The organism is Pseudorhizobium banfieldiae (assembly GCF_000967425.1).
GTDB lineage: Bacteria > Pseudomonadota > Alphaproteobacteria > Rhizobiales > Rhizobiaceae > Neorhizobium > Neorhizobium banfieldiae.
Genome location: NZ_FO082820.1, coordinates 89,597 through 113,741, shown reverse-complemented (window position 1 = coordinate 113,741; position 24,145 = coordinate 89,597). Strand labels below are relative to the sequence as shown.

The window sequence follows — 24,145 nt, the reverse complement described above, 5'->3', positions numbered from 1 at the left end:
GCCACTTCCCGGCACTGGCGCGGAATTGCATCCGTCTGGCGGAACCGCTCCCTTGCCGCGGCGCCATCGTGTTTGAGGTTCGGCCGTGACCGTCTATCTGCCGATCGCAGAGCTTTCTGTGAACATCTTCATCATCCTGGGGATGGGTGCGGCCGTTGGCTTCCTTTCGGGCATGTTCGGCGTCGGAGGCGGCTTCCTCATCACGCCGCTCTTGATCTTCTACAACATCCCGCCCGTGGTCGCGGTCGCCACTGGCGCCAACCAGGTGGTGGCCTCCTCGATATCGGGCGCGATCACCCACTTCCGGCGCGGCACCCTAGACGTCAAGCTCGGCACCGTGCTTCTGGTCGGGGGTCTTGCCGGGGCAACGATCGGGATATCCATCTTCTCGTGGCTCAGGCGCCTGGGCCAGCTGGACCTGTTCGTCTCGCTTCTCTACGTGATCCTGCTCGGCACCGTCGGCAGCCTGATGCTCAGCGAGAGCGTGCGCGCCATGCGGCGGACGGCGCGCAACGAGCCACCGCTCGCAAAGCGGCCCGGCCAGCACATCTGGGTGCATCGCCTGCCCTTCAAGATGCGCTTCAAGAAGTCGAAGATCTATCTCAGCGCCATCCCGGTGCTCGCGCTCGGCTTTGCGATCGGCGTGCTGACCTCGATCATGGGTGTCGGCGGCGGCTTCATCATGGTGCCGGCGATGATCTACCTCTTGCGCATCCCCACCAGCGTGGTTGTCGGGACGTCGCTGTTCCAAATCATCTTCGTCACCGCCTACACGACCATGGTGCAGGCGGCGACGAACTATTCCGTCGACATCGTGCTGGCGACGATCCTCATGGTCGCAGGCGTCATAGGCGCCCAATACGGGGTGCGGGTCGGGCAGAAGCTGCGCGGCGAGCAACTGCGTGCCCTGCTTGCGCTCCTCGTGCTCGCCGTCGGCATCCGCCTGGCAATCGCGCTCGTCGTTCCGCCCGACGATGTGTACTCGGTCGCTGTGGGGAGCTTCGCCTACTGATGCTGACCTTCCTGCGCATGCTTGCCGTCTCCAGTCTGATCCTCGCCGCCGCGCCGGCCGTCGCACAGGTCCCCTTCGGGGAGGCCTCCGCGGTCAAGGAGGGGCTGGAGATCGGGACGTCGACGAGCGAGATCGCCATCACCTCCGACTTCCGGGGAGCCGACCTGACCGTCTTCGGGGCGCTGACCAATGCCGACGAGCTGTTCCTGGCGATCGGCCAGTACGACGTGATCGTCACGCTCGAAGGCCCGCGAGACTACGCCACGGTGCGAAGGAAGGAGCGCGTGCTCGGGATCTGGATGAACACCGATTCCATGACCTTCGAGCAGGTGCCGGAATCCTATTCGCTTGCCAGCACACGCGAGATCGACGCGATTGACGAGGCGCCCTCGCTCAACAGCATCGGCGTGGGGATCAACCACCTGGCGCTGACGCCGACCGGCTATCTGGGAAATGCCGTCAATCTCTCCGAGTTCCGCGAGGCCTACCGGCGGCTTAAGCTTTCCAGCGGCCTTTACCAGCGCGACACGAGCGGCGTGCGCTTCGTCAGTTCCAGCCTGTTCCGCGCCTCACTGCGGCTGCCCGCCAACATTCCGGATGGCGTCCACACCGTCCGGGCCTACCTCTTCAAGGGCGGCGAACTGATCTTCGATCGCGAACTGCCGCTGCGGGTGGTCAAGACGGGCATCGAGCAGGCGATTACCGACGCGGCGCGCAATCGCCCGATCGCCTACGGTTTCCTCTGCGTGCTGATTGCCGTTATCACCGGCTGGGGTGCGAGTCTGGTGTTCCGGAAGGATTGAGCGGCTCACGAAACGCGCTTCTGGGGGAAGGCCGGTTGCGACCGGCCCGGCCTTCCCCGTCGCGTTACATCGCCGGAAGAACGGCGATGTCGCGGATGTCGCCGTCTGCGCCGGTGATGTCGGCGGTCTTCGTTGCCTTGCCGCTTTCCAGATCGACGGTGTGAAGCGCGCCGCCAGCAACCAGCCATGCGGTGTTCTTGCCATCAACCGTGGTCTGCACGTCGAAGGCGTAGGTGGGAGGCATACCTTCGCCACCGAGCTTGCCGATGGCCTTCAAGGTGCCGTCGTTGGGCTTCGTCTGCTGGATAAGTCCGCCGATGGTGGCGTCGATGTTGTACATCGCCGTTTTTTCCGGCTTGCCATGGGAGTTGATGTAGGCCGCGGCGACGATGTTCGGCTCCTCGCCCTTGTGCATGTCACCATCTTCGAAGGCGAGGCTGCCGTCCACCGTCACCTCGCCGGTATCGGGATGAACGCGGTGGTTGGTGGTGCCGGTCATGTAGCGAAGCCGGTCAGCCATCGGGTTGAAGTCGACGACGACCGGCGCATCGCCGATCGTCAGCGGCTTGTCCATTTTCGCGACCTCGGTCGCAGCGCCGGTTTCCATGTCGATCGTGACAATGGTGCTGTAGGGGGTGACGCCGACCAGCGTGTTGTTGGACGGGCGAAGGTCGATGCCGACGAGGCGGTCGACGCCAGTAACGTCCATGGTTTCGGAAACGGCCGGGTTGTCGGTATCGAACATCACCAGCGTCTTGTCGCCGACGAGGCCGACGACCGGCGCGGCGGATGCGGCAGCCGAAGTGGCGGCGAGGACGCTGGAGGCGATCAGAACCGTGCGCAGTTTCATCATGTCTTTTCTCCCGTTGAATCTAGCGTTGTGAGGCAATCGGCGCTTGATGACGTCCTGCCTCACAGGGAAGACCCGCCAGCGGGTGCGTTTGGATGCAGTCAGAAAAAAATAAAATCGGCGGCGCATCCGGAAGCCGTCACGGCGTGTATTAGTTACGTGACGAAAACAGTGGATGCGGGAGATGTGACTTGAGCCTGGCGGAACTGCCGACCGACGATCTGGCCGTGCTGCTGGTTGCCTGTGGCCGCGGCGAGCGCAGCGCCTTGAAGCGCATCTTCGACGTGGAAGCGGGACGGCTCATTGCCTTGGCCGAACGGATCCTACGCCGGCGCGACCTGGCGGAAGAAGTCGTGCAGGAAGCTTTCCTTCGCATCTGGACCAGCGCCCGGCAGTTCGATGGGAGCCGCGGATCGGCACGCGGCTGGATTTACGCCATCGTCCGCAACCGGGCCCTCAACGTTCTCAGGGACGGGCGCAGGGAAGACACTGTTGAAGAGGATCGACTCGAGGCGCTGCGCGAGGACGAGCAGATGGAGCATATCCTGTCCGCCTGGCAGGCACTCGATCGCAACAGCCGACTTCACGAGTGCCTTGCCGCACTGGACGACAGGAAGCGCCGCGGAATCCTGCTCGCCTATGTCGGCGGCTATACGCATGGCGAGATCGCCGGACGGCTGAAGCTGCCGCTCGGCACGACGAAATCGTGGATCCGCCGCGGCCTGTCGGCACTGCGGGAGTGCATGGCATGAGGTTCGACAACACGACCATCCCAGAGATCGCCGATGAGTACGTGTTGGGTCTGCTCGACCCCGCGGAGCTGCAGGCCGTGGAGCAAGAGGCGGAGCAAAATCCGACACTGCGCACAGCGATCGCCGCAAGCCGCGAGCGTTACCTGCCGCTCGACCTGACCGTGGAACCGGCGGCCTTACCGGCCGGGCTCTGGACACGGATCGAGGCAGGATTGTCGGATGGCGCTCCAGCCGTGCCACTCGGCGGTGCGACCCTAGCGCCAGAGGCTGTACTCACGCCTCCCGCCAACGACAACCGTCGCTTCGGCTGGCGGGCGGCAGCTCTCTCTTCCATGGCTGCATCGCTGGTGCTGGCCGTCACCCTGATCTGGAGCCTCGGGCGCCAGGCGGATCCCGTCGTGATCGCCGTGCTCCTGAACGAGGCGGGCGAAGTGCAGGCGGTGGTCGAGGACTTCGGCAACGATACAGCCCAGATCCGCCTTCTCGCCGACGTCCGCGTGCCGGAGGACAAGGCGGTGGAGGTCTGGACGCTGCCGTCCCGCGAAATGGGTCCCGTCTCGCTGGGCCTTCTGGAGGATGGGGGCTCATCTCGTCTTGAAGGTCCTCCGCTTCCCCTGCCGCAGGCTTCGCAACTCTACGAGATCACGCTCGAGAACGCCGGTGGTTCGCCAACGGGCCGTCCAACCGGACCGGTTCTCGCCAAGGGCTTCGCGCAGCCGCCCCGATAGTTCAGCCGAGAAGATTGGCGTAGCGGACGGAATAGATGCGATCGCGACCGAGCAGGTGGGCGACGAGCGCCTGCCGGTCAAAGAGGCCGTGCATGGCCTTGTGGTTGAGATCGAGGCCACCGGCGAGCACGCCGAAGGCCGGCATCAGCAGCCGCAGCCCGTCGGTGGCGAAACAGGGTCGGCGAACATATTTCTCGCGGCGGCGGACGGTCGCCGACGGATGCAGGTGACCGGCAACCTCGCCTTTGCCGACCGTGAGGCTCGGTTCGTGGCGGAAGACGAGACCGCCGTAGAGCAATTCATCGACGGAGGTACCTGGAAGAGCGATCGTGCCATCCGGGTCGTGATTTCCATTGATCCAGATCCAGTCGCGGCCGCGGGCCATCGCGCCGATCAGCGCCCTGAGGTCGTCCGGCAAGTGCGCCGATCCCTTGCGGTCGTGAAAGTTGTCGCCGAGCGAAATCACGGTTCTCGGATCGTAGCGTGCGATCACGGACGCCAGAATGTTGAGCGTCGCGATCGTGTCGTAAGGCGGCAGCATCATGCCGCGGCGGGCGAAGGCCGCACCCTTCTCGAGATGGAGATCGGAAACAACCAGCGCACCGGCATCCGGCAGGTAAAGCGCGCCCAGCGGATCGCAGACCGCCGCCACGCCATGGACAACGGTATCTTCCGATCCGGCCTCGCGGCCCGTCAAGTTTGCTGTACGGGCGGCCAGCCCGAGGCGGTGCATCAAGCGTCTGTCTTTCCATGGCGCGAAGGGCATCAGGAAAGCGCCTCCGCAATCAGTTCCTCGGCGGCTTCCTCCAGCACCGCATCCTGCGCCTCTCCCGGAACCGACTCTCGCCCGATCTCGAGCATGATGGGAACGGCGAGCGGCGAGACGTGGTCGAGATCGCGGTGGGTGATGTGCCCCTTGATTCGCGCCAGCATATCGCCAAGCCGGCCGATATCCAAAAGACCGGATGCCGCATCCCGCCGCGTCGCTTCCAGCAGGATGTGATCCGGTTCATGGCTGCGCAGCACGTCGTAGATGAGGTCGGTCGATACCGTGACCTGACGGCCCGTCTTTTCCTTGCCCGGGTGACGCCGCTCGATCAAGCCGGAAATCACGGCGCAATTGCGGAAGGTGCGCTTCAACATGTAGCTCTCGTCGAGCCAGGCCTCGAGATCATCGCCCAGCATGTCCTCGTCGAAGAGGTCCGTGAGGCTGATGCGACCGTCGTCGATCATTCCGCCGATGTCGTTCAGTGCCCAGACTGCGAGCGAATAGTCGGTCGCGACAAACCCGAGGGGACGGGCGCCGAGGCGTTCAAGCCGGCGGGTGAGCAGCATTCCAAGCGTCTGGTGGGCAAGCCTGCCCTCGAAGCAGTAGGCGATCATGAAGAAGCGCTTGCCGCGCGGGAAGGTCTCGATCAGCAGTTCGTCCTTGCTCGGCAGCATCGAGCGGTCCTGCTGGATTTCCAGCCACTCGCGCACCTGATCGGGAAGCGACTGCCACCGCTTCGGATCGGCCAGCATGCCGCGGACCTGATCCGCCAGATAGGTGGTGAGCGGAAACTTGCCTCCGGCATAGGCCGGGATCTTCGGGTCCATGGAGAAGGCATTGGAGACGAGGCACTCGTTTTCGCGGATACCTTCGAAGCGGAGAACCTTGCCGGCGAAGAGAAAAGTATCGCCCTGCACCAGTTGTTCGAGGAAATACTCCTCGACCTTGCCGAGGGAGAGGCCGCCGCGGCCGAGCGTGCCCTTGGCGTTGCGCTTCACCAGACGGACATTGAGTTCGGTCGCTTCGACGATCGTGCCGAGGTTCAGCCGATACTGCTGGGCAACCTGCGGATTGGAGACACGCCAGCGTCCTTCCTGCGTCTTGCGGATCTTGGCATAGCGCTCGTAGGAGCGGAGCGCGTAGCCACCGGTCGCAACGAAATCGACCGCGCGTTCGAACATCTCCCAGGAGAGACTTGCGTAAGGCGAGGCGGAGGTGATCTCCTCGTAGAGCTCCAGCGGATCGAAGGGCTCGGCGCAGGCCATGCCGAGGATGTGCTGGGCGAGCACGTCGAGCGCCCCCTCCCCCACCGGCGGCGTATCCTGCGCGCCGAGATAGTTGGCGTCGAGCGCCGCCTGGCATTCCATCACCTCGAAGCGGTTGGCCGGCACGAGGATTGCCTTGGACGGTTCGTCCATCCGGTGATTGGATCGGCCGATGCGCTGCGCAAGGCGGGACGCACCCTTCGGCGCACCCACATGGACCACAAGATCGACGTCACCCCAGTCCAGGCCGAGATCCAGCGTGGAGGTAGCCACCACGGCGCGCAGCTTGTTGGCCGCCATGGCCGCTTCCACACGCCGGCGCTGGCCCGCGTCCAGCGAGCCATGATGCAGCGCGATCGGCAGGTTGTCCTCGTTGATCGTCCAGAGCTCCTGAAACAGGAGTTCAGCCTGGAAGCGGGTGTTGACGAAGATCAGCGTCGTCTTGTGGCGCTTGATCTCCTCGTAGACCTCCGGAATGGCGTAGGTGGAGACATGGCCCGACCAGGGGATGCGCTTGTCGGTATCCAGGATCGTGATGTCGGGGGCAGCGCCACCCTGGACATGCACAAGGCCGGCCGGCGACGAAGGGCGTTCCCCCTGAGGCACCAGCCAGCGCTGCAGATCCATCGGATCCGCGACGGTCGCCGAGAGGCCAATCGTCTGCATCTGCGGCGCATGCCGGCGAATGCGCGCGAGCCCGAGCGACAGCAGATGGCCGCGCTTCGACGTCACCAGCGAATGCAGCTCGTCGAGAACGACGTATTTCAGATCCTTGAAGAAGCGTTCTGCTTCCTTGTTGGCGAGCAGCAGCGCCACCTGTTCCGGCGTCGTCAGCAGGATGTCCGGTGGAGTCAGCTTCTGGCGCTGTCGCTTGGCCTGCGGCGTATCCCCGGTGCGGTTTTCGATGGTGACGGGCAGGCCCATCTCCGAGACGGGCTTCATCAGGTTGCGCTCGATATCGACGGCAAGCGCCTTCAGCGGCGAAATGTAGAGCGTATGGATGCCGGTGAAGGCGGAGCCCGGAGGGATCTTGCCTCGGGTCGTCAGGTCGGTGAGCGACGGCAGGAAGCCCGCAAGCGTCTTGCCGGCGCCGGTGGGCGCGATCAGCAGCATGTTCTCGCCGGCCTGCGCCCTTGCCAGCAGCTCAAGCTGATGCGCACGCGGTGACCAGCCCTTCTCGGCGAACCATTTCAGGAAAGGCCGGGGCAGAGTTACGGCGTCACGGCCGGCGGATGGTGTTTCGACAAGGTCCACGGCGCTAGAAGATAAGCAAGGCGTGGACAAAAAGAAGAGGTTTAGCGCCGCGTCAGCTGCGGGGGAGCGCCGGGCCTGCCGGTACGACGGCCGGTGTCTGCGCCTTCTGCCGGTCGGCCTCGGTCTGCCACTTGATCGCCTCGCGCGCCTCGATCCGCGCTTGCTTGCGATACCGACCCTGCGTCCACCATGTGCCGATCGACCCAATGAGCATTCCTAGGATGAGCGACAAGAGCAGGAAAAGGAAGAAAGGAGCGGTGAGCGAGAGGACGCTGTCTGCCGGACGAAACGGGTTCAGGGCGAGCGTGACGCTCTGACGATTGGCGACCGAAAGGACGATGAGCAGGATGCCGAGCGGCACCAGGATTACCAGCGTGACAATCTTCTTCAGCCTCGTCATGTCGTCCTGCCTCGTCTGTGTCTGATAGCTTATGCCTCCGGAGGCAGAATAGGCGCCTTGCGGCGCCTTTCAAGTGCAATCCCCGGAGCGAAGGACGCGTCAATCCGCCTCGTCGCCCATGCCCGGATTGAGGCGCTCACGCAGTTCCTTGCCCGTCTTGAAGAAAGGCACCCACTTCTCCTCGACGAATACGGATTCGCCGGTGCGCGGATTGCGGCCGGAGCGCGAGGGGCGGTTCTTGACGGAAAAGGCGCCGAAGCCGCGCAGCTCCACGCGGTTTCCGGCGGCCAGCGCGTCGGTAATTTCGTCGAGGACCGCGTTCACGATGTTCTCGACATCGCGATGGTAGAGGTGCGGGTTACGTGCCGCAACGATCTGGACCAGTTCCGACTTGATCACGTTTGCCCCCTGAAAAATCTAGATTTAATTGCGGCCAACCTGCCAAACGGAGACAAGACCGTCAAGGAACAACTTCTCGCCCATCCAGGGCCGCATGCTGTCGAGGCCCAGCATCTTTCCGAGCCCCGTCAGCCGGACGAACTCGGTCATAGCTCGTGCGAACCAGAGGGAGGAACTGCTTCCATCGTCCTTCCACTCGACCATGGGCAGGTCCTCGCTGACGCCCTTGCCGGCAAGATAGGCGCGGATCTCATCGTCGCCACCGAGGGTGTCGATCAGCTTGGCCTGCAGTGCCTGCCGGCCGGTAAAGATGGAACCGTCGGAAAGCCGCAGCGCCTCGTCGCGCGGAAGGTTGCGGCGCTCGGCAACCAGATCCACGAACCAGTCGTAGCTGTCCATGATCATCGAGCGGATCATCTGCCGCGCCTCCTCGGTCGGAGGATGGAAGGGCGAAGGTTCTGCCTTCAGCGGCGAGGACTTGATCTCCTCCAGCGAGATGCCGAGGTTGTCCATCATCTCGGCAATCTGCGGATACTGAAAGATGACGCCGATCGAGCCGGTGATCGAGCTTTCGCCTGCAACGATCGTGTCGCCGGCGGTGGCGATCATGTAACCGGCGGAAGCGGCAAGCGTGCGGATGTCGGAGACGACCGGCTTCTTTTCGGCCACCGCGCGGATCGCCTTGAAGATCCGCTCTCCGCCATAGGTCGTTCCGCCCGGCGACGAAATGGAAACCACCAGTGCCTTGACGCTGTCGCTTTCGGCGATCCTGTCCAGCCGCTCCAGGAGTTCAGTGTCATCCTGGATCATGCCGGTGATCTTGACCTGGGCGACGTGCGGCGTGGCACGGCCGCCCTCGCCCGCGCTCATGCGGTAGACCGCGAATCCGAGCCCGATGATGACCAGAAGTGTGAGGATCCGCCAGAAGGTGAGCTTCCGCCTCAGCCGCCGACGATCTGCAATTGCCGATTGATCCATTGGATTTCCCTGCTGCCGATGCACGCTCGATAGGTAAGCGCTGCGCCACCGACTATCACGATTTAATGTTGGCTGTTATTGTTTGTTGATCCATAAAAACCATATTGGCGCGAAAGCGCGATCCGAAAAACATGCGGAATGTGAGGAACAGACCCAGCCAATGCTGCAGAGAATGCTCAAAGCACCAGGACCGGCCAGCATGGGCCGGGCGGAGGTTGACGCCTACCAGGCGGCAGTCGCCCATTCCGCACGCGTGCGCAGGCTCCGCATCTGGCTTCCGATTGGCGCCGTGGTCATTTCGGCGATTTTCATCTCCGTCTCGGTGATCCGGGCCTACCTTCCCGAGAACCTCTCGGTCGAGAGCGCCCGCATCGAAGACGGCAAGATCGTCATGGAACGGCCGGCGATTGCTGGGCGCAACGACGACGGCATCAGCTATTCGATGACGGCAGTGCGGGCGCTGCAGGATATCGCCAACCCGAACATGATTACGCTTGAGGACGTGAAGGCCGCGGTCCCGTTGAACGTCAACACAATCGCGCGTGTCGTCGCGACGGAAGGCATCTTCGACCGCGGGACCGACCGCATGGAACTGACGGCCCCGTTCGACGTCAATCTCAGCAACGGGACTACGGCGAAGTTCCAGTCGGCGCAACTCGATGTTGTCGCGGGGACGCTGAATACCGACGATCCGGTGGCAATTGACACCGAGCAGGCGTCCATTGTTGCACAGTCCCTCAAGATAACGGATAAGGGGCGAACCATTACATTCGCGGGACAGGTTCGGGTCAACATCGAAGCCGCCGCCATCCGCAACCGAGGCAGTTAGAGCCGACACCATGACCGTTCGTCGACGTTCCCAGACATCCGTTTCCATGATCGTGGGTGGCTTGCTTTCACTTGCAGCCGTCTGTCCGGCCTTCGCCCAGGCGACGACGAGCCAGATGGATGGGATGCGGCTTTCCAATGATGAACCGATCCAGATCGAGAGCGACCAGCTCGAGATCAAGGAGCAGGAGAAGAAGGCCTACTTCACCGGCAACGTGAAGGTCGTCCAAGGGACAACGACGATGCGCGCCGGCAAGATGACCGTGCTCTACACCGGTGAAGGCGCCTCCATGACCGGAGGCAATGCGGACATCGAGAAGATCTACCTGGACAACAAGGTCCTGCTCAACTCCGGAACGCAGCAGGCGACCGCCGACAAGGGCGAGTTCGACATGCCGTCCCAGACGTTCATCCTGACGGGCGACCAGGTCGTGCTTTCCGAAGGCCCGAATGTCTTCAAGGGCTGCAAGCTTACCGTCTATATGGAAACCGGCGAAGCACGGCTGGATGCCTGCGGCGGACGCGTCGAGATCCTGCTCGATCCGAAGTCGCGGCAGCAGCAGCAGCAGTAACGACGGAAGCAGTGTGAAACTTCCCCTCCTATCCAGACTGGCGGCGCGCAGGCCGTCCCCTCGCCAGCCGTTCGCGGTGAAGGACAAGACTCGCTACGAAGGCACGTTGGTCGCCCACGGGCTGTCCAAGACCTATGATACGCGCCGGGTCGTCAACGGGGTGTCGCTCGTGGTGCGGCGTGGCGAGGCCGTGGGGCTGCTGGGCCCGAACGGTGCCGGCAAGACAACATGCTTCTACATGATCACCGGCCTCGTGCCGGTCGACGAGGGCATGATCGCCATCGATGGCAACGAAGTGACCATGATGCCCATGTATCGGCGTGCGCGACTGGGCGTCGGCTACTTGCCGCAGGAAGCGTCGATCTTCCGAGGCCTGACGGTCGAGCAGAACATTCGCGCGGTCCTCGAGGTTCACGAGCCAAGCAAGGAGAAGCGCGAGCGCAAGCTGGACGAGTTGCTGGAGGAGTTCCATATCGGCCACCTCCGGAAATCGGCAGCCGTTGCGCTCTCCGGCGGCGAAAGACGACGCCTTGAGATCGCACGGGCGCTTGCGACCGATCCGGCCTTCATGCTGCTGGACGAACCCTTCGCCGGCGTCGACCCGATTTCCGTCTCCGATATCCAGAACCTCGTCCGCCACCTGACCGCCCGGGGCATCGGGGTGCTGATCACCGACCACAACGTCCGGGAAACGCTGGGCCTCATCGACCGCGCGTACATCATCCATGCGGGCGAGGTGCTGACTCACGGCCGCGCCGAGGATATCGTCAACAATCCCGATGTCCGCCGCCTCTACCTGGGCGACAAGTTCACGCTCTGAGGCGCAAACTGTCGCGGTCGATGCGGACCGCTTGACCAAATCATTCAAAAAAGCAATTTTTGGGCCAAGTCGATATCCGGACGCCGGAATGTTGACCGCTAGGGAGTTTGCGTCCGCATGGCCTTGTCCGCCAGCCTTCTTCTGCGCCAGAGCCAGTCACTGGTCATGACGCCGCAATTGCTGCAGTCCATTCAACTGCTGCAGATGACGCATCTCGAACTCAACCAGTTCATCGCTGCTGAAATCGAAAAGAACCCGCTTCTCGATCTCGCTTCTCCGGAGACGGATGACGCCAGCGAACCACGATCGGCGGAACAGTCGGCGCCGCGCGGCGAGCAGGATGGAGCGGACGACGACAGGCCGGCAAGCTTAGACGCCTCGGATGACTGGTACGAAAGCCGGCCCGAGGTCGCTGCGGCGCGATTGCAGGAGATCGATCAGGGCTTCGAGAACGTCTTCCAGGACGACCGGCCTGCAGCGAAGGCCGATGTACCGGAACTGCTCGGCCAGTGGAAGTCAATGACGGGAGCGCAGTCCGGCGACGACTATGACCTGGAGGATTTCGCCGCCGCTCCGATGACGCTTGCCGAGCACCTGGGTCAGCAGGTTCCGTTCCTCCTGAAGAGCGCGACTGAGCGCCAGATTGCGGAACATCTCATCGACGCCGTCGATCAGGCGGGATATTTTGCCGGGTCCACCGCGGACATTGCCGAGCGCCTGGGCGTGGACCGGCAACAGGCGGAAGCCGTGCTGACGGCGCTGCAGACGCTCGATCCGCCCGGCGTGATGGCGCGGTCACTGCGCGAATGCCTGGCGATCCAACTGAAGCAGCGCGATCGTCTTGATCCTGCGATGAAACTGCTGGTCGACAATCTCGACCTGCTCGCCCGCCGAGATTTCTCCTCGCTCCGCCGGCTTTGCGGGGTCAGCGAGGAAGACCTTCTCGACATGCTGGCAGAGATCCGCACGCTGAACCCGAAGCCCGGTGACTGCTTCGAACGACACGCCGCCGAACCCGTTGCACCCGACGTCGTCGTGCGGCCTGGCTCGACCGGAGGCTGGATGGTCGAGCTCAACCCAGACACCCTGCCCCGCGTACTGGTCAACCGGCAGTACTTCCAGTCCGTGTCGAAGTCCTGCGCCAAGAACGGACAAGAGCAGGACTTCCTCGCGGAATGCCTGCAGAATGCGAACTGGCTGACCCGTAGCCTCGACCAGAGGGCAAAGACCATCCTGAAGGTGGCGACGGAAATTGTGCGGCAGCAGGAAGCGTTTCTCGTGCATGGCGTAGACCACCTGCGGCCGCTCACCCTGAAGGCGGTCGCTGAGGCGATCAAGATGCACGAGTCCACAGTCAGCCGGGTGACCTCGAACAAATACATGCTGACGCCGCGAGGCATGTTCGAGCTAAAGTATTTCTTCTCCGTATCGATCGGCTCCACCGAGGTTGGCGGCGACGCCCATTCCGCGGAGGCGGTGCGTCACCGCATCCGGGCGCTGATCGATCAGGAAAGCGCCGATGCCATTCTCTCGGACGACGACATCGTGATTTCCCTCAAGAAGGGTGGCGTCGACCTCGCACGGCGCACCGTCGCCAAGTACAGGGAGGCGATGAACATTCCCTCCTCCGTGCAGCGGCGGCGCGAAAAGCGGGCAATGGCGAGGCTCGCTGCCGTCTAGGCAGATCACCGGACGATGTAGCGGTCCGTGCGGTGGTTGATCGCCAGCGTAAGATTCAGGGTCGCGGCTGCCACGATGGAGCAGACGATCACGAAGGGTGTGGCGACGAAGAAGGAGAGCGCGAGTACCAGAAGGTCGAGCGCCAGCTGCACGAACCCTGCCCTCCACCCGGCACGCTCCTGCAGGTAGAGAGCGAGTATGCCGAAGCCGCCGAGCGACGCCCGATGGCGAAACAGCGCCAGCATCCCCGTCCCGATCAGAAGACCGCCGAACAAGGCCGCGACCACGGGATGCAGGGTCTCGAAGGTGATGAAGGCCGGCAGCACTTCCGTGAGAACCGATGTGAAGGCAACCGCCGAGAACGTCTTGACCGTGAAGGCGAGGCCCAGCCGCCGATAGGCAAGCCAGTAGAAGGGAAGGTTGAGCGAGAAGAAGACGAGGCCGAAGCTCAAGCCCGTTGAATAACGCAGGAGGAAGCCGAGTCCGGCCGTGCCGCCGATCAGCAGTTCCGCCGAGGCGAGCATGGTGACGCCGAGGGCCGCCAGCATCGAACCGGCTGCGATCCCCTGAATGTCTTCCGCGATCGAGTGGCGATCGGAGGCCGATGCCCAGAACCCCACCGGTGTCTTCTGCCCGTCAGCATTTGCCATCAGCGCACCACGATATACCGGTCGGAGCGATGGTTGATCGCCAGGAAGACGTTGAGCACCACCGCACCAAGGATCGACCATGCCACGGTTGCAGGGGAAACGACAGCAAAGGCACAGATCATGACGCAGAGATCGAAGGCGAGTTGCACCAGCCCGGCCTGAATGCCGAAACGATCCTGAATGTAGATCGCCAGGATTCCGACCCCACCGAGCGAGGCCCGGTGCCTGTAAAGGGCGAGCAGTCCGTATCCCAGGAGGAGCCCCCCAAGCATGGCTGCCCAGCCGGGATGGAGGTATTCGATCAGCAGGAAGCGATGCTCGATCTCCGTGACCACCGAGACGAGGCCGATGGCGATGAAGGTCTTCAACGAGAAGCCGAGGCCGAGACGCCGGAAGGAGAGATAATAAAAAGGCAGGTTGACGATGAAGAACAGCAGGCCGAACGAGATGCCGAACGCATAGTGGAGCAGGAAGGCCACTCCCGCCGTACCTCCCGTCAGCAGGCCGACGTGATTGAGCAGATAGAAGCCAAGGCCGGCGACGAGGGCGCCGGTGGCCAAGCCCTGGCTATCCTCCAGCAGCGTATGCTGCGAAGGGTCTGCGCTGTAGAAGCCGAGGCTTCGCCTCTGCGCCTGCTTCTGCTGAGCCAATCCTGGACCTCTGGAATGCGTGGATGCTGCAATGCAATAAATCGTTGGCGCACCCTGTTCAACGGCTGCAGCAGTGAACACCGCAAAACGAAAGAATATGTTGGTTCGTTACTGCTTCTGCGACAGAAACAGTATGCCCCGCACCGGCTCGCCGCGATCGTGACGTAGCTCGATGCGCTGGATCTCAAGCAGGCGGAGGTGATGGAGGTCCAGAAGCCGCCGGATATAGTCCTCCGAATGCGCATAGCGAAGGGAGTCGCGCAGCACGAAGCCTTCATCAACTCCGGCGTCTTCGATCGAGAAGGCAAAGAGGCCCCCCGGCGCAAGCAGTTCCGTCACGAGCGGAAAGACCGTCTGGAGCGAGCCAAGATAGATGAGGACATCGGCCGCCGTGACGAGATCGGCGCGGTGACGGACTAGACCATCCGAAATCAGTCTCGTCCGGTCTGCCGGGAGGCTGAGATCCGCTTGGGCGAGGTGGTCGTAAATGTGCTTCTGCCGCGCCTTCTCGATCATGTTGAGGGACAGATCAAAGCCCTCCAGACGCTTGGTCATCGGGCGAGCCTCAAGGCCCATCAGGCCGGTGCCGCAGCCAAGGTCCACGGTCAGCCGATAGGGTGCAGCAGTCACCAGCATCTCCGCGAGCCTTGCCGGGACGCTGTATCCGAGCTTTTCCACGAGAGCGGTCTCAAAGCGATCCGCATACCCGTCGAACAGGCTTTCGACATAGCGGCTGGACGGGTGCTCCGGAACCTCCTCGGCCCCCAGAAGCGCCAGCTTCAGGCGGGCGCCGAAGATATCCTGCGGCTCGATCGCAAGGACCTTCCGGAAGGCCTCCACCGCATGTTCGATGAGGCTCGCCTTCTCCCGGTACTCACCAAGACGAAACCAGCCAGCAGCCCAGGCAGGCACCAGTTCGACAGCCTGCTCCACCAGTTCGAGCGCCGCCTGCAGATCGCCACCGTCGAATAGCATCCGGGCATAGTCCATGCGCCGATCTGCGATGGCATCACCGGAAGAAAGCTGGACGGGCGGCATGGGTGCTCCTGGAGGGGTGCGGGTTATTGGCCGAAGTCACAAAAAAACTCAAGTTCTATTTGAAGGGGCGGCATGGGGCGGTGGAAAACGGGCTTGCGACGCGCGTCGATGCCGCCTATTCCTGCCGCCAAACGGAGACTGAAAGCATGTCGGACGGGGTCAACCGGCTTCTCGGCGATACGCCGGGGCGTACGATCGTCAAACTCATCGTCGTATCGCTCATCGTGGGTTTCGTGATGGCCATATTCGGCGTCGACCCATGGGATATCGTCTACGGAATCCGCAATTTCGTTCTCGACCTCTGGTATCAGGGCTTCCATGCGCTCGGGCGCGTCGGCGACTACCTGATCCTCGGGGCCACGATCGTCATCCCGGCCTTTATCATCCTGCGGCTCCTCAGCTACAGGCGCTGACATGACACTGGAAAAAAATTTCCTTCCGAGACGGGGCTTCCTGGTGCTCGCGGGCTGCGGCCTTATCGCAACCGGATGCTCCAGCGTCCTGAAACCCGACTCAGTTGCCGGCGTCGAGGACGAGACGGATGCCGCCCTGCCGCTGGTCAACCGCGTGCGCGCCCAGCAGGGGCTTCCGGCGCTGTCGGCCAAGGCGCCTGCGCGCGCCGCCGCCGCCGAGCAGGCCGTGCGGATGGCAAAGGCCGAGCAGATGACGCACCTGATCGGCATGGGCGACAGCTTCGCCACCCGGATGAAGCGCCGCAACGTGCCGCTTCCTGCGGCAGAGAACATCGCGAGCGGCCAGAGGTCGGTGGATGACGCCGTGCAGGCATGGATCGATTCCCAGCGCCACCTGAAGAACATGCTGGGCTCCTTCAGCGGCGTCGGCGTCGCGGTCGCACAATCACCGGCCGCCCGGCCCTATTGGGCCATGGTGTTGTCGGCCTGATGGAGCCGGCCTCGAAGTCCCAGCACGTCGTGTCTCGGCCGTTCGAAGTCACGCATGGACTGGTGCTTTCGATCGCAGTGCCGATGACGCTCGGTTTCCTGACCACGCCGCTGCTCGGGCTGACCGATACCGCAGTCGTCGGCCGGCTTGGCCAGGCTGAAGCGCTGGCCGGTCTCGCGATCGGCGCGATCCTCTTCGATCTCATCTATGGCAGCCTCAGCTTCTTCCGGACCGCAACGACGGGACTGGCCGCACAGGCCTTCGGACGCGCCGACGAGCGCGAACTGCAGGCGGTGTTCTGGCGGGCCACCCTCAGCGCGCTTGCGCTCGGCGCCCTGATGCTGGCGCTTGCGCCGGTTATCCTCTGGGCAGCGCCCGACCTGATGACGGACGATCGGTCAGTCCAGGCGGTCGTCCGGGACTATTTCGCCATCCGCGTCATCTCCAGCCCGGCCACCTTTCTCAACTACGCCATCCTCGGCTTCGTCTTCGGCCGCGGCCAGCCGAAGTTCGGCCTGGCGCTGCAGATCCTGTTGAACGGCACGAACATCCTGCTTTCGATCATCCTGGGCCTGTGGTTTGGCTGGGGCGTCGCTGGAGTGGCATGGGGAACGGCTGCGGCCGAAGTGCTGGCGGCCGCCGTGGGCCTGGCGCTGGTGGTGCGCCGGTTCTCGCCTGGTGCGCGGCCGACCCGGGCAGACCTCCTCGACCGGCACAAGCTGAAGCAGCTCTTCCAGCTCAATGCCGACATCCTGGTCCGCTCCCTGGTCCTCAACGGCGCCTTCGCGCTCCTGACGAAGGTCGGTTCAAGCTTCGGTGCGGTGACGCTCGCCGCCAACGCCGTGCTGATGAACATCTTCATGCTCTCGTCATTCTTCCTGGACGGGCTCGCGGGCGCTGCTGAGCAACTGTCCGGGCGGGCCGTCGGCGCCAATTATCGCCCGTCGTTCCACCGTGCCATCAAGCTCACGGCCGTCTGGTCCTTCGCCATGGCAGGCGTCCTTGCTGCCTTCTTCCTGCTGTTCGGCCAGCCGATCATCCAGTTGCTGACGACATCGCCGGAGGTGCGGGAAATCGCAATCGCCTATCTTCCCTGGGCCGCGATGACCGGCCTTGCCGGAGCGCTCGCCTTCCAGATGGACGGCGTCTTCATCGGTGCGACCTGGTCGCGGGAGATGCGCAACATGATGCTGATGTCATTCGCCGCCTATTGCCTGGCGCTACTGACACTGGTGCCGACCTACGCCAATCACGGGCTTTGGGCGGCACTCAACCTGTTCCTGCTGATGCGCGGCGTGTTTCTCGCCGCCATGGTGCCGCGCAAGACGGCTCAGAGCTTCATTGCCGCCCAGTGATCCACCCGGCTATCGCGCAGGTCGCGGATGGAGCCGGCCCCGTCACGATCGAGCAGGTCGGACAGGCCGCGCAGGATGCGAGCCGGCAGGGCGGGACCTTCGTAGATCATGCAGGAATAGAGCTGCACAAGGTCCGCACCGGCACGGATCTTCTCCATGGCATCCTCGGCACTTCCGACGCCCCCGACCCCCACCAGCGGGAGTGCCGCTCCCACGCGCTGCCGCATCTTCGCGAGGACGGCCGTGGACAGGCGAAAGAGCGGGGCGCCCGACAGCCCGCCTGATTCCGCGGCATGCCGACGGTCGGTCAGGTCATCGCGGGAGAGTGTCGTGTTGGAGATGATCAGGCCGTCCAGATCGTGAGCCAGGGCTTCGGCCGCAACATCATCGAGTCCTTCTTCCGTCAGATCGGGAGCGATCTTCAGGAATACCGGGAGCGAGCGGCCGATCCTAGATGCCTCCTCCGCGCGGGCCGCAAGGACGGCTTCCAGAAGTGCCTTCAGGCTGTCGCGGGCCTGCAGGTCGCGCAGGCCGGGTGTGTTGGGCGAGGAAATATTGACCGTGAAATAGCTCGCGACGGGATAGAAGCGCCTGATGCCGGCGACATAGTCCGCCACGCGGTCGGCACTGTCCTTGTTGGCACCGATATTGACGCCGACAATGCCGGCTGAGCCCTTGCGTGCGGACAGGCGCGCAAAGGCCGCCTCATGCCCCGCGTTGTTGAAGCCGAGCCGGTTGATCACCGCCCGGTCGCCAGCGAGACGGAAGATGCGCGGCTTGTCGTTGCCGGCCTGGGGCTTCGGTGTCACGGTCCCGACTTCCGCAAAACCGAAGCCGAGCTTCAACAGTGCGTCCGGCACTTCGGCATTCTTGTCGTAGCCGGCCGCCATGCCAAGCGGATTGGGGAAGCCTATTCCGGCAACCGTCACGGCGAGGCGCGGGTCATCCGGAACGCGACAGGAGGGGACGACCCCGCTTTTCAGCGCCGCGATCGACATGCCGTGGGCCGTTTCCGGATCAAGAAGGAAGAGCGCCTGACGCGCCAGGTCGGTAACGGGGCCGAACATCAGGCGACCTCCTCCGGAAAAATATGCAGCCCATCGTCGCCGACCGGCAGGGAGCGCTCCCACAGTACGGCATCCATCGGAAGCCAGGCGTAGAGGTGCGGGAAAAGATCACCGCCGCGGGAGGGTTCGAACTTCAGCGCCTCCCCAAACGCATCACCATCGATGGCGACGAGCAGGAGGTCGTCCATGCCGGCAAAATGACGCCGGGCGGTTTCGCGGCATTGCGAGGCCGTGGAGAAGTGGATGAACCCGTCCTGCAGATCGACGGGTGCGCCTTCAAAAACGCCTGTTTGCCTGGCTTGCTGCCAAAGCGCTCGCGGAACGATCTTATAGACGATAGTGTTCATGGGCGGCTTTCGGAAACGCGTCGATTGCTGACCGGCGGTTTGCCGCAAAGAGACCGGCTTGTCCACCGCAGGAAAGGGAAGCGAAATGAAAAGACTGTTCTGGATCCTTCTGCCCCTGGCTCTGCCCGCATACACCCATGCCCAGGACGCGGACCCATCGCGCTTCCAGCTGGAGCGAACCGAGAGCGGCTTCATCCGCCTCGACCGGGAAACCGGTGCGGTGTCGCTCTGCCGCGAGGCGGAAGGCAACCTGGTCTGTCGAATGGCCGCGGACGAGCGGGCCGCCTACGAAAAGGAACTCGACCTGCTCGGCGAACGGGTTACTGCGCTGGAGAAGCGACTTGACGCCCAGCCCTCCCAGAACGCCCTGCCGGGAGAAGACGAGATCGAGCAGAGCCTTTCCATCATGGAGCGCTTCATGCGGCGCTTCATGGAGATCATCGAGGAGTTCACGACGGAGCGGGACAATGCCGAGCCGGCGCCCCAGAGGACCTGAGCGCCGCACCCAGATTTTCCACCACAAGAAGAGGGCTATTGTTTCCGGAGCCCGGCCCGCGTAAACTGTATGCAAATATGCGACTATGCTCTTGGGAGGGGGCGTGGCATGCAGACATTGACGATCCTCATAGCCGACGACCATCCGCTCTTCCGGGGCGCGCTGAAACAGGCGGTCCACGACCTAGGCGAGGAGCGCCGGATCATCGAGGCCGGGGACTTCGAGGCAGCCCGCAAGGCCGCACGCGACAATCCCGAGGCGGATGTGATGCTTCTCGACCTCGCCATGCCGGGTGTGAGCGGCTTTTCCGGCCTGATGTCGCTCCGGGCCGAGTTTCCGGCACTGCCGATCGTCATCGTATCGGCGACCGACGATGGAAACACGATCCGGCGGGCGCTCGAACTGGGCGCCTCGGGCTTCATCTCCAAGTCCTCCGGCCTCGATGACATTCGTGCCGGCATCAATGCGGTGCTGGAGGGCGACATATGGGCGCCCGACGTTCCGCTCCCGGTCTCGGACGAGGATCCGGGCGTGAGCGAACTGCTTGAGCGGTTGAGGACACTGACCCCGCAGCAGAGCCGCGTGCTGGCCATGCTGGGAGAAGGCCTCCTCAACAAGCAGATCGCCTATGAACTCGGCGTGTCCGAGGCGACGATCAAGGCGCATGTCTCCGCCATTCTCCTGAAGCTCAATGTCGACAGCCGGACCCAGGCGGTTATCAAGCTCAGCAGGATCAACATGCCGATGGTGGCATAGCAAGGATTTTATTCCTTCCTTCCCTTTACCCGGGACTTCCGTTTCGCTAATCTGTTGTCAGTGGCCGTATGGCTGCCTGCGCCGGGATGTGCTCCGAAAAGGCATCCCGGTGCGCCATGCCTTTGGATGGCGAGACGGTTCGGGGCGCAAGGCCCACGACGATCCGCCGGAGTATGTATCGTCATGCTGTCACACGACACGATCTGGGGTGCGATCGATGCACTCGCCGCCCGTCACAAGCTGACGCCTTCGGGTCTGGCGCGCCGGGCAGGCCTGGATCCGACATCGTTCAACAAGTCCAAACGACTGGGGCCCGACGGGCGGCTGCGATGGCCTTCGACCGAGTCGATCGCCAAGGTGCTGGAGGCCACGGGCGCCACGATCGACCAGTTTCTGAGTTCGCTGCCAGGCCAGGCACGATCCGACGTCCCAACGGGTAGCTTTCCGCCGCAGGCCGGTTCGATCCCCCTGCTCGGCTTCGCGCAGGCCGGCGCCGGCGGCTTCTTCGACGATGGCGGCTTTCCGGCCGGGCAGGGATGGGACGTGGTGGATTTCCCCGCCTCCCCTTCGCGAAAGTCCGGTGTCTATGCCCTGGAGGTCCAGGGCGATTCCATGGTGCCGCTCTACCGCGACGGCGACGTGCTGATCGTCGAACCGGGCGCGCAGGTTCGCCGCGGAGACCGCGTCGTGGTGAAGACCCGGGACGGCGAGGTGATGGCGAAGGTGCTGCTGCGGCAGACCCCGCGCAGCATCGAGCTGACCTCGCTCAATCCCGACCATCCGAACCGGACCTTCGACATGGCGGAGATCGAATGGGTGGCCAGGATCATCTGGGCAAGCCAGTAGGAATATACTCCGGCGCTCAGTAAAGCCCGTGCGGGAAGTAGCGCAGGTAGATGTCCTGCAGGCGGCCGTTGCGGGAGAGCGTTGCCAGCGCGTGATCGAAGGCATCCCGCAGGGTGTCATCGTCCTTCTTCAGCATCACCGTCACTCCTTCCCCCAGGAAGGTCTCCGAGAAGTAGGGACCGCCATAGAGGCGGCAGCAGTTTGCGGAGGCCTCGGCGGCAATCCAGAAGGGCAGCCTCAGACCGTCGGAGAAGACGGCGGCGACCTTGTTGTCCTTCAGGGCGTCGAGCAGCGCATTCTGGTCGGCGAACAGCACGGGGATAGCGCGCGGGAAGAAGGCCTTGAGCATGGCTTCATGCGCCGATCCGTTCACCACGCCGACCGTCCGCGCGGCAAGCGCGTTCTCGCCCAATTCCCCCAGATCGCGGTCATCATGGCGGGCGAAACGCGCCGGGATCATCAGATAGGGACGCGAGAAGGAGAATGACTCGCGGCGTTCCGCCGTCACCGCCACCCCGGCCATGACCGCATCGCCGTTACCGTTCGCCAAAGCCTCTTCCAGCTCCTCGAAAGGCAGTGCCTGAATCTGGCAGCGGCTTTCGATCTTCAGTTCGAGACAGATTTCACGGGCAAGATCGATGTTGAAGCCGGTGAGGCGGCCGGTCTGATCGGCAAAATTGAAGGGAGGAAAATCGGCAGTCGTCAGGATCCGCAGCCGCAGCAGGTTAGAGAGATCCGGACGCGGAAGGCGCTCGCGCGCATCGAAGAGGACCGGAAACTCCGTATCCTGCGCCCCTGCTTCGTGAACGGGGGCAAAGGCGAGACCACACCCCAGGACAACCCAAAGGAGAAATATCCCCTGCCTTCTGAGGGATGTAAGCAATGCGGGCATGTCTATGATCCATTTCGGGACAGGGCGGCAGGACGGTGTAACAGAGTCATGCGTCTGGGGGAATATTCGCAAGCGCCTTCGCTTCGGAGCGGAGACGCCGGCCATGACGGCCGGGTGCCGGAGACGGCGGCGCAACGGGATCTTGACGTGGCACCGGCGCCAACCGGCGAAGCGGCCGCACTGCAGTCCCTCGGTTTCTCCAAGCCACTGGTGGAAGCCATTGCCGCCAAGGCACGAGACCACGGAACCAGCCTCGAGCAGGAACTCCTCCACCATCCGGGCATAGAGGAAAACGCCTATTATGGCGCTATGGCGCGGTTCCTGCGGCTCCCCTTCCTGGAGAGGATCGACAGCGCGATCGTCGTCGACAGCGAGCACGCCGACACGCAGCTGCGGCGCCCAACCATGATCCGGCTGCAGCATCAACGGCAGGCGCCGCAGATGGCGGTGATTCCCCGGGCGGCACGCCTCGGCGGTCTCGCAGCGACCCTCGCGAACCGGCCATCGCTGCGAGAGGGGCTCGTTGTGACCACACCAACCGCCCTGCGCGCCGCGGTATGGGAGGCGGGAGCGCTCAGGAGGATTCGTCACACCGTCGGAGAGCTATTTGATCAGCGGCAGGACCTTTCGGCGCGGATCGTCCTGATGGGAGGACAGGGTTTTGTCGCCGGACTGCTGACCGCGACGCTGGTCGCCTGCGCCCTCGCAGAGCCGGGATTGTTCTTTTCGCTGCTCCACCCGGCGCTTTCCTACCTCTACCTCTTCGGGCTCATCCTGAGGATCATGGCGCTTCTGCACCACCGGCGGCGACACGAGCTTGAGGTGCGCGACGTGACCGGCCCCCTGCCCTGCTACACCATCCTGGTCGCCCTCTACCGGGAGGCGGCCGTCGCCCGGCAGTTGGTGGACGGCTTGAAGCGGATCGACTGGCCGTCTCCGCTGCTCGACATCAAGCTCGTCTGCGAAGCGGACGATCGGGAAACGATCGACGCGCTGCGAGCCCAGACGCTGCCGGCGAACTTCGAGATCGTCGAGGTTCCACCCGCGGCACCACGCACCAAGCCGAAGGCACTCACCTATGCTCTGAACGGTGTCCGCGGCGATTACCTGGTGATCTACGACGCCGAGGACCGGCCGCACCCTGGCCAGTTGCGCGAAGCCTATTGTCGCTTCTGCGAGCTTCCCGCCGAGGTCGTCTGCCTGCAGGCACCGCTCGTGATCAGCAATGCGAAGGCGTCGTGGATCAGTGCGCTTTTCGCGCTCGAATACTCGGCCCTCTTTCGCGCCCTCCTGCCATGGCTTGCCAGACACCGCATGCCTATCCCGCTCGGTGGGACTTCCAATCACTTCCGGGTCGCGGCATTGCGAGAGGTCGGCGGATGGGACCCGTTCAATGTGACCGAGGATGCCGATCTGGGGCTGCGGCTGTTTCGCCTCGGCTATCGCGCCGATGTGCTTCAACGGCCGACGCAGGAGGATGCGCCGACCACGCGTGCGGTGTGGATGGGGCAGCGGACGCGCTGGTTCAAGGGCTGGGTGCAGACCTGGCTGGTGTTGATGCGCCAGCCGGGCAGGCTCGTTGCACAGATGGGCCTGCGCAACGTCCTCATCTTCCAGCTGCTGATCGGCGGCATGCTCCTGTCATCCCTCCTGCATCCGCTGATCTTCGTCTTCCTGGTCGAGGGGGCGCTTGCCATGCTGGCCGCGCCCGCAGAGGACATCCCTGCACGGGTGCTGATGCTCTTCGTGGTCGATGCGGTCAACATCTTCGGCAGCTACCTGATCTTCGTCACGCTCGGCGTCAAGGCGATGACCGATGACGAGCAGCGACAGATCGGCATGCGCTGGACAGGTGTTCCGCTCTACTGGCTGCTGACCTCCATCGCCTCGTGGAAAGCGGTCATGGAGTTGCGGGCGAAACCCTTCTTCTGGCAGAAGACACCACACCAGCCGAGCAGCTGAGAGCCAGCTCGAAGCGGCGCCATATGAGGAAGCCCGTATCGTGCACGCCACCCGAGGCATTAAACAATCTCCG

Annotated in this window: 27 protein-coding genes; 15 read left to right on the top strand and 12 right to left on the bottom strand. The window is 63.7% G+C overall.

The window, feature by feature from the left end:
• Nucleotides 1-85 precede the first annotated feature (85 nt).
• Together NT26_RS00575 and NT26_RS00570 are read left to right on the top strand one after the other, a co-directional pair.
• Nucleotides 86-1,012: a sulfite exporter TauE/SafE family protein gene (locus NT26_RS00575; protein WP_052636787.1), complete on the top strand. Its 927-nt coding sequence runs from the start codon at nucleotides 86-88 to the stop codon at nucleotides 1,010-1,012.
• Nucleotides 1,012-1,815: a TIGR02186 family protein gene (locus tag NT26_RS00570; protein WP_052636785.1), complete on the top strand. Its 804-nt coding sequence runs from the start codon at nucleotides 1,012-1,014 to the stop codon at nucleotides 1,813-1,815. Before NT26_RS00575 ends, NT26_RS00570 begins: the two co-directional genes overlap by 1 nt.
• A 64-nt stretch (nucleotides 1,816-1,879) precedes the next feature.
• Here NT26_RS00570 and NT26_RS00565 read toward each other — a convergent pair whose 3' ends face one another.
• Nucleotides 1,880-2,668, bottom strand: coding sequence for a DUF4394 domain-containing protein (locus NT26_RS00565; RefSeq protein ID WP_052636783.1), 789 nt, complete (start codon nucleotides 2,666-2,668; stop codon nucleotides 1,880-1,882).
• 194 nt (nucleotides 2,669-2,862) lie between these two features.
• On the opposite strand from NT26_RS00565, the gene NT26_RS00560 reads away from it, so the two are divergent.
• The gene (locus NT26_RS00560) at nucleotides 2,863-3,417 is read left to right on the top strand and encodes a sigma-70 family RNA polymerase sigma factor (RefSeq protein WP_162197801.1); all 555 of its coding nucleotides are present in this window, start codon (nucleotides 2,863-2,865) and stop codon (nucleotides 3,415-3,417) included.
• A complete protein-coding gene (locus tag NT26_RS00555) occupies nucleotides 3,414-4,145 on the top strand; it encodes an anti-sigma factor (RefSeq protein ID WP_052636779.1) in 732 nt (243 codons plus the stop codon). The genes NT26_RS00560 and NT26_RS00555 overlap by 4 nt, the downstream gene beginning before the upstream one ends.
• A 1-nt stretch (nucleotide 4,146) precedes the next feature.
• Here NT26_RS00555 and pdeM read toward each other — a convergent pair whose 3' ends face one another.
• From pdeM to sppA, 5 genes are all read right to left on the bottom strand, one after another.
• The gene (pdeM, locus tag NT26_RS00550) at nucleotides 4,147-4,878 is read right to left on the bottom strand and encodes a ligase-associated DNA damage response endonuclease PdeM (RefSeq protein WP_052636777.1); all 732 of its coding nucleotides are present in this window, start codon (nucleotides 4,876-4,878) and stop codon (nucleotides 4,147-4,149) included.
• A 32-nt stretch (nucleotides 4,879-4,910) separates the two neighbouring features.
• The gene (locus NT26_RS00545; protein WP_052636776.1) at nucleotides 4,911-7,433 is read right to left on the bottom strand and encodes a ligase-associated DNA damage response DEXH box helicase; all 2,523 of its coding nucleotides are present in this window, start codon (nucleotides 7,431-7,433) and stop codon (nucleotides 4,911-4,913) included.
• 52 nt (nucleotides 7,434-7,485) lie between these two features.
• Nucleotides 7,486-7,833 (bottom strand): DUF1049 domain-containing protein, encoded by a 348-nt coding sequence (locus NT26_RS00540; protein WP_052636774.1) that lies wholly within the window; start codon nucleotides 7,831-7,833, stop codon nucleotides 7,486-7,488.
• 99 nt (nucleotides 7,834-7,932) lie between these two features.
• Nucleotides 7,933-8,232 carry an integration host factor subunit beta gene (locus NT26_RS00535; protein ID WP_052636772.1) on the bottom strand — a complete coding sequence of 100 codons (300 nt, stop codon included), beginning with the start codon at nucleotides 8,230-8,232 and terminating at the stop codon, nucleotides 7,933-7,935.
• A 24-nt stretch (nucleotides 8,233-8,256) separates the two neighbouring features.
• Entirely contained in the window at nucleotides 8,257-9,210 is a 954-nt protein-coding gene (gene sppA, locus NT26_RS00530; RefSeq protein WP_052636771.1) for a signal peptide peptidase SppA, read from the bottom strand.
• Between the two features lie 160 nt (nucleotides 9,211-9,370).
• Here sppA and lptC point away from each other — a divergent pair, with 160 nt between their 5' ends.
• The 4 genes from lptC to rpoN all read left to right on the top strand — a co-directional run bounded on the left by lptC (nucleotide 9,371) and on the right by rpoN (nucleotide 13,110).
• On the top strand, nucleotides 9,371-10,039 hold the full coding sequence (gene lptC / locus NT26_RS00525; protein ID WP_052636769.1) for an LPS export ABC transporter periplasmic protein LptC: 669 nt from the start codon (nucleotides 9,371-9,373) through the stop codon (nucleotides 10,037-10,039).
• A gap of 46 nt (nucleotides 10,040-10,085) precedes the next feature.
• Entirely contained in the window at nucleotides 10,086-10,610 is a 525-nt protein-coding gene (locus tag NT26_RS00520; RefSeq protein WP_052641630.1) for an LptA/OstA family protein, read from the top strand.
• The gene (gene lptB / locus NT26_RS00515; protein WP_342025087.1) at nucleotides 10,546-11,430 is read left to right on the top strand and encodes an LPS export ABC transporter ATP-binding protein; all 885 of its coding nucleotides are present in this window, start codon (nucleotides 10,546-10,548) and stop codon (nucleotides 11,428-11,430) included. The genes NT26_RS00520 and lptB overlap by 65 nt, the downstream gene beginning before the upstream one ends.
• A gap of 117 nt (nucleotides 11,431-11,547) precedes the next feature.
• Nucleotides 11,548-13,110 (top strand): RNA polymerase factor sigma-54, encoded by a 1,563-nt coding sequence (gene rpoN, locus NT26_RS00510; protein WP_052636767.1) that lies wholly within the window; start codon nucleotides 11,548-11,550, stop codon nucleotides 13,108-13,110.
• A gap of 5 nt (nucleotides 13,111-13,115) precedes the next feature.
• Here rpoN and NT26_RS00505 read toward each other — a convergent pair whose 3' ends face one another.
• The 3 genes from NT26_RS00505 to NT26_RS00495 all read right to left on the bottom strand — a co-directional run bounded on the left by NT26_RS00505 (nucleotide 13,116) and on the right by NT26_RS00495 (nucleotide 15,448).
• The gene (locus tag NT26_RS00505) at nucleotides 13,116-13,760 is read right to left on the bottom strand and encodes a YitT family protein (RefSeq protein ID WP_052636765.1); all 645 of its coding nucleotides are present in this window, start codon (nucleotides 13,758-13,760) and stop codon (nucleotides 13,116-13,118) included.
• Nucleotides 13,760-14,410 carry a YitT family protein gene (locus tag NT26_RS00500; protein ID WP_052636763.1) on the bottom strand — a complete coding sequence of 217 codons (651 nt, stop codon included), beginning with the start codon at nucleotides 14,408-14,410 and terminating at the stop codon, nucleotides 13,760-13,762. Before NT26_RS00500 ends, NT26_RS00505 begins: the two co-directional genes overlap by 1 nt.
• A 108-nt stretch (nucleotides 14,411-14,518) precedes the next feature.
• A complete protein-coding gene (locus NT26_RS00495; RefSeq protein WP_052636761.1) occupies nucleotides 14,519-15,448 on the bottom strand; it encodes a class I SAM-dependent DNA methyltransferase in 930 nt (309 codons plus the stop codon).
• Nucleotides 15,449-15,594: 146 nt separating this feature from the next.
• Between NT26_RS00495 and NT26_RS00490 the strand changes: the two genes are divergently transcribed.
• The 3 genes from NT26_RS00490 to NT26_RS00480 are packed head-to-tail and all read left to right on the top strand — an operon-like array spanning nucleotide 15,595 to nucleotide 17,706.
• On the top strand, nucleotides 15,595-15,861 hold the full coding sequence (locus NT26_RS00490; protein ID WP_052641623.1) for a DUF6460 domain-containing protein: 267 nt from the start codon (nucleotides 15,595-15,597) through the stop codon (nucleotides 15,859-15,861).
• Nucleotide 15,862: 1 nt separating this feature from the next.
• Nucleotides 15,863-16,351 carry a CAP domain-containing protein gene (locus NT26_RS00485; RefSeq protein WP_052636759.1) on the top strand — a complete coding sequence of 163 codons (489 nt, stop codon included), beginning with the start codon at nucleotides 15,863-15,865 and terminating at the stop codon, nucleotides 16,349-16,351.
• A complete protein-coding gene (locus tag NT26_RS00480; RefSeq protein ID WP_052641620.1) occupies nucleotides 16,351-17,706 on the top strand; it encodes an MATE family efflux transporter in 1,356 nt (451 codons plus the stop codon). Before NT26_RS00485 ends, NT26_RS00480 begins: the two co-directional genes overlap by 1 nt.
• On the opposite strand, the gene NT26_RS00475 is transcribed toward NT26_RS00480, so the two are convergent.
• On the bottom strand, nucleotides 17,682-18,773 hold the full coding sequence (locus NT26_RS00475) for a quinone-dependent dihydroorotate dehydrogenase (protein ID WP_052636756.1): 1,092 nt from the start codon (nucleotides 18,771-18,773) through the stop codon (nucleotides 17,682-17,684). The two genes, NT26_RS00480 and NT26_RS00475, sit on opposite strands and share 25 nt — an antisense overlap.
• The gene (locus NT26_RS00470; protein ID WP_082077588.1) at nucleotides 18,773-19,186 is read right to left on the bottom strand and encodes a DUF952 domain-containing protein; all 414 of its coding nucleotides are present in this window, start codon (nucleotides 19,184-19,186) and stop codon (nucleotides 18,773-18,775) included. Before NT26_RS00470 ends, NT26_RS00475 begins: the two co-directional genes overlap by 1 nt.
• 19 nt (nucleotides 19,187-19,205) lie before the next feature.
• Here NT26_RS00470 and NT26_RS00465 point away from each other — a divergent pair, with 19 nt between their 5' ends.
• From NT26_RS00465 to NT26_RS00455, 3 genes are all read left to right on the top strand, one after another.
• Nucleotides 19,206-19,616 carry a hypothetical protein gene (locus NT26_RS00465; RefSeq protein ID WP_052636752.1) on the top strand — a complete coding sequence of 137 codons (411 nt, stop codon included), beginning with the start codon at nucleotides 19,206-19,208 and terminating at the stop codon, nucleotides 19,614-19,616.
• Between the two features lie 108 nt (nucleotides 19,617-19,724).
• Nucleotides 19,725-20,372, top strand: a complete 648-nt coding sequence (locus NT26_RS00460) for a response regulator transcription factor (RefSeq protein WP_052636750.1) — start codon at nucleotides 19,725-19,727, stop codon at nucleotides 20,370-20,372.
• A 183-nt stretch (nucleotides 20,373-20,555) separates the two neighbouring features.
• Entirely contained in the window at nucleotides 20,556-21,218 is a 663-nt protein-coding gene (locus tag NT26_RS00455; RefSeq protein WP_052636748.1) for a S24 family peptidase, read from the top strand.
• Between the two features lie 16 nt (nucleotides 21,219-21,234).
• Here the strand turns inward: NT26_RS00455 and NT26_RS00450 are convergent, their stop codons facing one another.
• Nucleotides 21,235-22,110: a transporter substrate-binding domain-containing protein gene (locus NT26_RS00450; protein ID WP_052636746.1), complete on the bottom strand. Its 876-nt coding sequence runs from the start codon at nucleotides 22,108-22,110 to the stop codon at nucleotides 21,235-21,237.
• Between the two features lie 147 nt (nucleotides 22,111-22,257).
• On the opposite strand from NT26_RS00450, the gene NT26_RS00445 reads away from it, so the two are divergent.
• Nucleotides 22,258-24,072 carry a glycosyltransferase family 2 protein gene (locus tag NT26_RS00445; RefSeq protein ID WP_052641617.1) on the top strand — a complete coding sequence of 605 codons (1,815 nt, stop codon included), beginning with the start codon at nucleotides 22,258-22,260 and terminating at the stop codon, nucleotides 24,070-24,072.
• Nucleotides 24,073-24,145: the final 73 nt, after the last annotated feature.

Excerpts from the sequence above, each read along its gene's own strand:
- NT26_RS00570 (WP_052636785.1), top strand. The coding sequence starts at position 1,012 with ATGCTGACCTTCCTGCGCATGCTTGCCGTCTCCAGTCTGATCCTCGCC.
- NT26_RS00565 (WP_052636783.1), bottom strand. The coding sequence starts at position 2,668 with ATGATGAAACTGCGCACGGTTCTGATCGCCTCCAGCGTCCTCGCCGCC.
- NT26_RS00555 (WP_052636779.1), top strand. The coding sequence starts at position 3,414 with ATGAGGTTCGACAACACGACCATCCCAGAGATCGCCGATGAGTACGTG.
- pdeM (WP_052636777.1), bottom strand. The coding sequence starts at position 4,878 with ATGCACCGCCTCGGGCTGGCCGCCCGTACAGCAAACTTGACGGGCCGC.
- NT26_RS00540 (WP_052636774.1), bottom strand. The coding sequence starts at position 7,833 with ATGACGAGGCTGAAGAAGATTGTCACGCTGGTAATCCTGGTGCCGCTC.
- sppA (WP_052636771.1), bottom strand. The coding sequence starts at position 9,210 with ATGGATCAATCGGCAATTGCAGATCGTCGGCGGCTGAGGCGGAAGCTC.
- lptC (WP_052636769.1), top strand. The coding sequence starts at position 9,371 with ATGCTGCAGAGAATGCTCAAAGCACCAGGACCGGCCAGCATGGGCCGG.
- NT26_RS00520 (WP_052641630.1), top strand. The coding sequence starts at position 10,086 with ATGATCGTGGGTGGCTTGCTTTCACTTGCAGCCGTCTGTCCGGCCTTC.
- lptB (WP_342025087.1), top strand. The coding sequence starts at position 10,546 with ATGCCTGCGGCGGACGCGTCGAGATCCTGCTCGATCCGAAGTCGCGGC.
- rpoN (WP_052636767.1), top strand. The coding sequence starts at position 11,548 with ATGGCCTTGTCCGCCAGCCTTCTTCTGCGCCAGAGCCAGTCACTGGTC.
- NT26_RS00505 (WP_052636765.1), bottom strand. The coding sequence starts at position 13,760 with ATGGCAAATGCTGACGGGCAGAAGACACCGGTGGGGTTCTGGGCATCG.
- NT26_RS00495 (WP_052636761.1), bottom strand. The coding sequence starts at position 15,448 with ATGCCGCCCGTCCAGCTTTCTTCCGGTGATGCCATCGCAGATCGGCGC.
- NT26_RS00490 (WP_052641623.1), top strand. The coding sequence starts at position 15,595 with ATGTCGGACGGGGTCAACCGGCTTCTCGGCGATACGCCGGGGCGTACG.
- NT26_RS00485 (WP_052636759.1), top strand. The coding sequence starts at position 15,863 with ATGACACTGGAAAAAAATTTCCTTCCGAGACGGGGCTTCCTGGTGCTC.
- NT26_RS00480 (WP_052641620.1), top strand. The coding sequence starts at position 16,351 with ATGGAGCCGGCCTCGAAGTCCCAGCACGTCGTGTCTCGGCCGTTCGAA.
- NT26_RS00475 (WP_052636756.1), bottom strand. The coding sequence starts at position 18,773 with ATGTTCGGCCCCGTTACCGACCTGGCGCGTCAGGCGCTCTTCCTTCTT.
- NT26_RS00465 (WP_052636752.1), top strand. The coding sequence starts at position 19,206 with ATGAAAAGACTGTTCTGGATCCTTCTGCCCCTGGCTCTGCCCGCATAC.
- NT26_RS00460 (WP_052636750.1), top strand. The coding sequence starts at position 19,725 with ATGCAGACATTGACGATCCTCATAGCCGACGACCATCCGCTCTTCCGG.
- NT26_RS00455 (WP_052636748.1), top strand. The coding sequence starts at position 20,556 with ATGCTGTCACACGACACGATCTGGGGTGCGATCGATGCACTCGCCGCC.
- NT26_RS00450 (WP_052636746.1), bottom strand. The coding sequence starts at position 22,110 with ATGCCCGCATTGCTTACATCCCTCAGAAGGCAGGGGATATTTCTCCTT.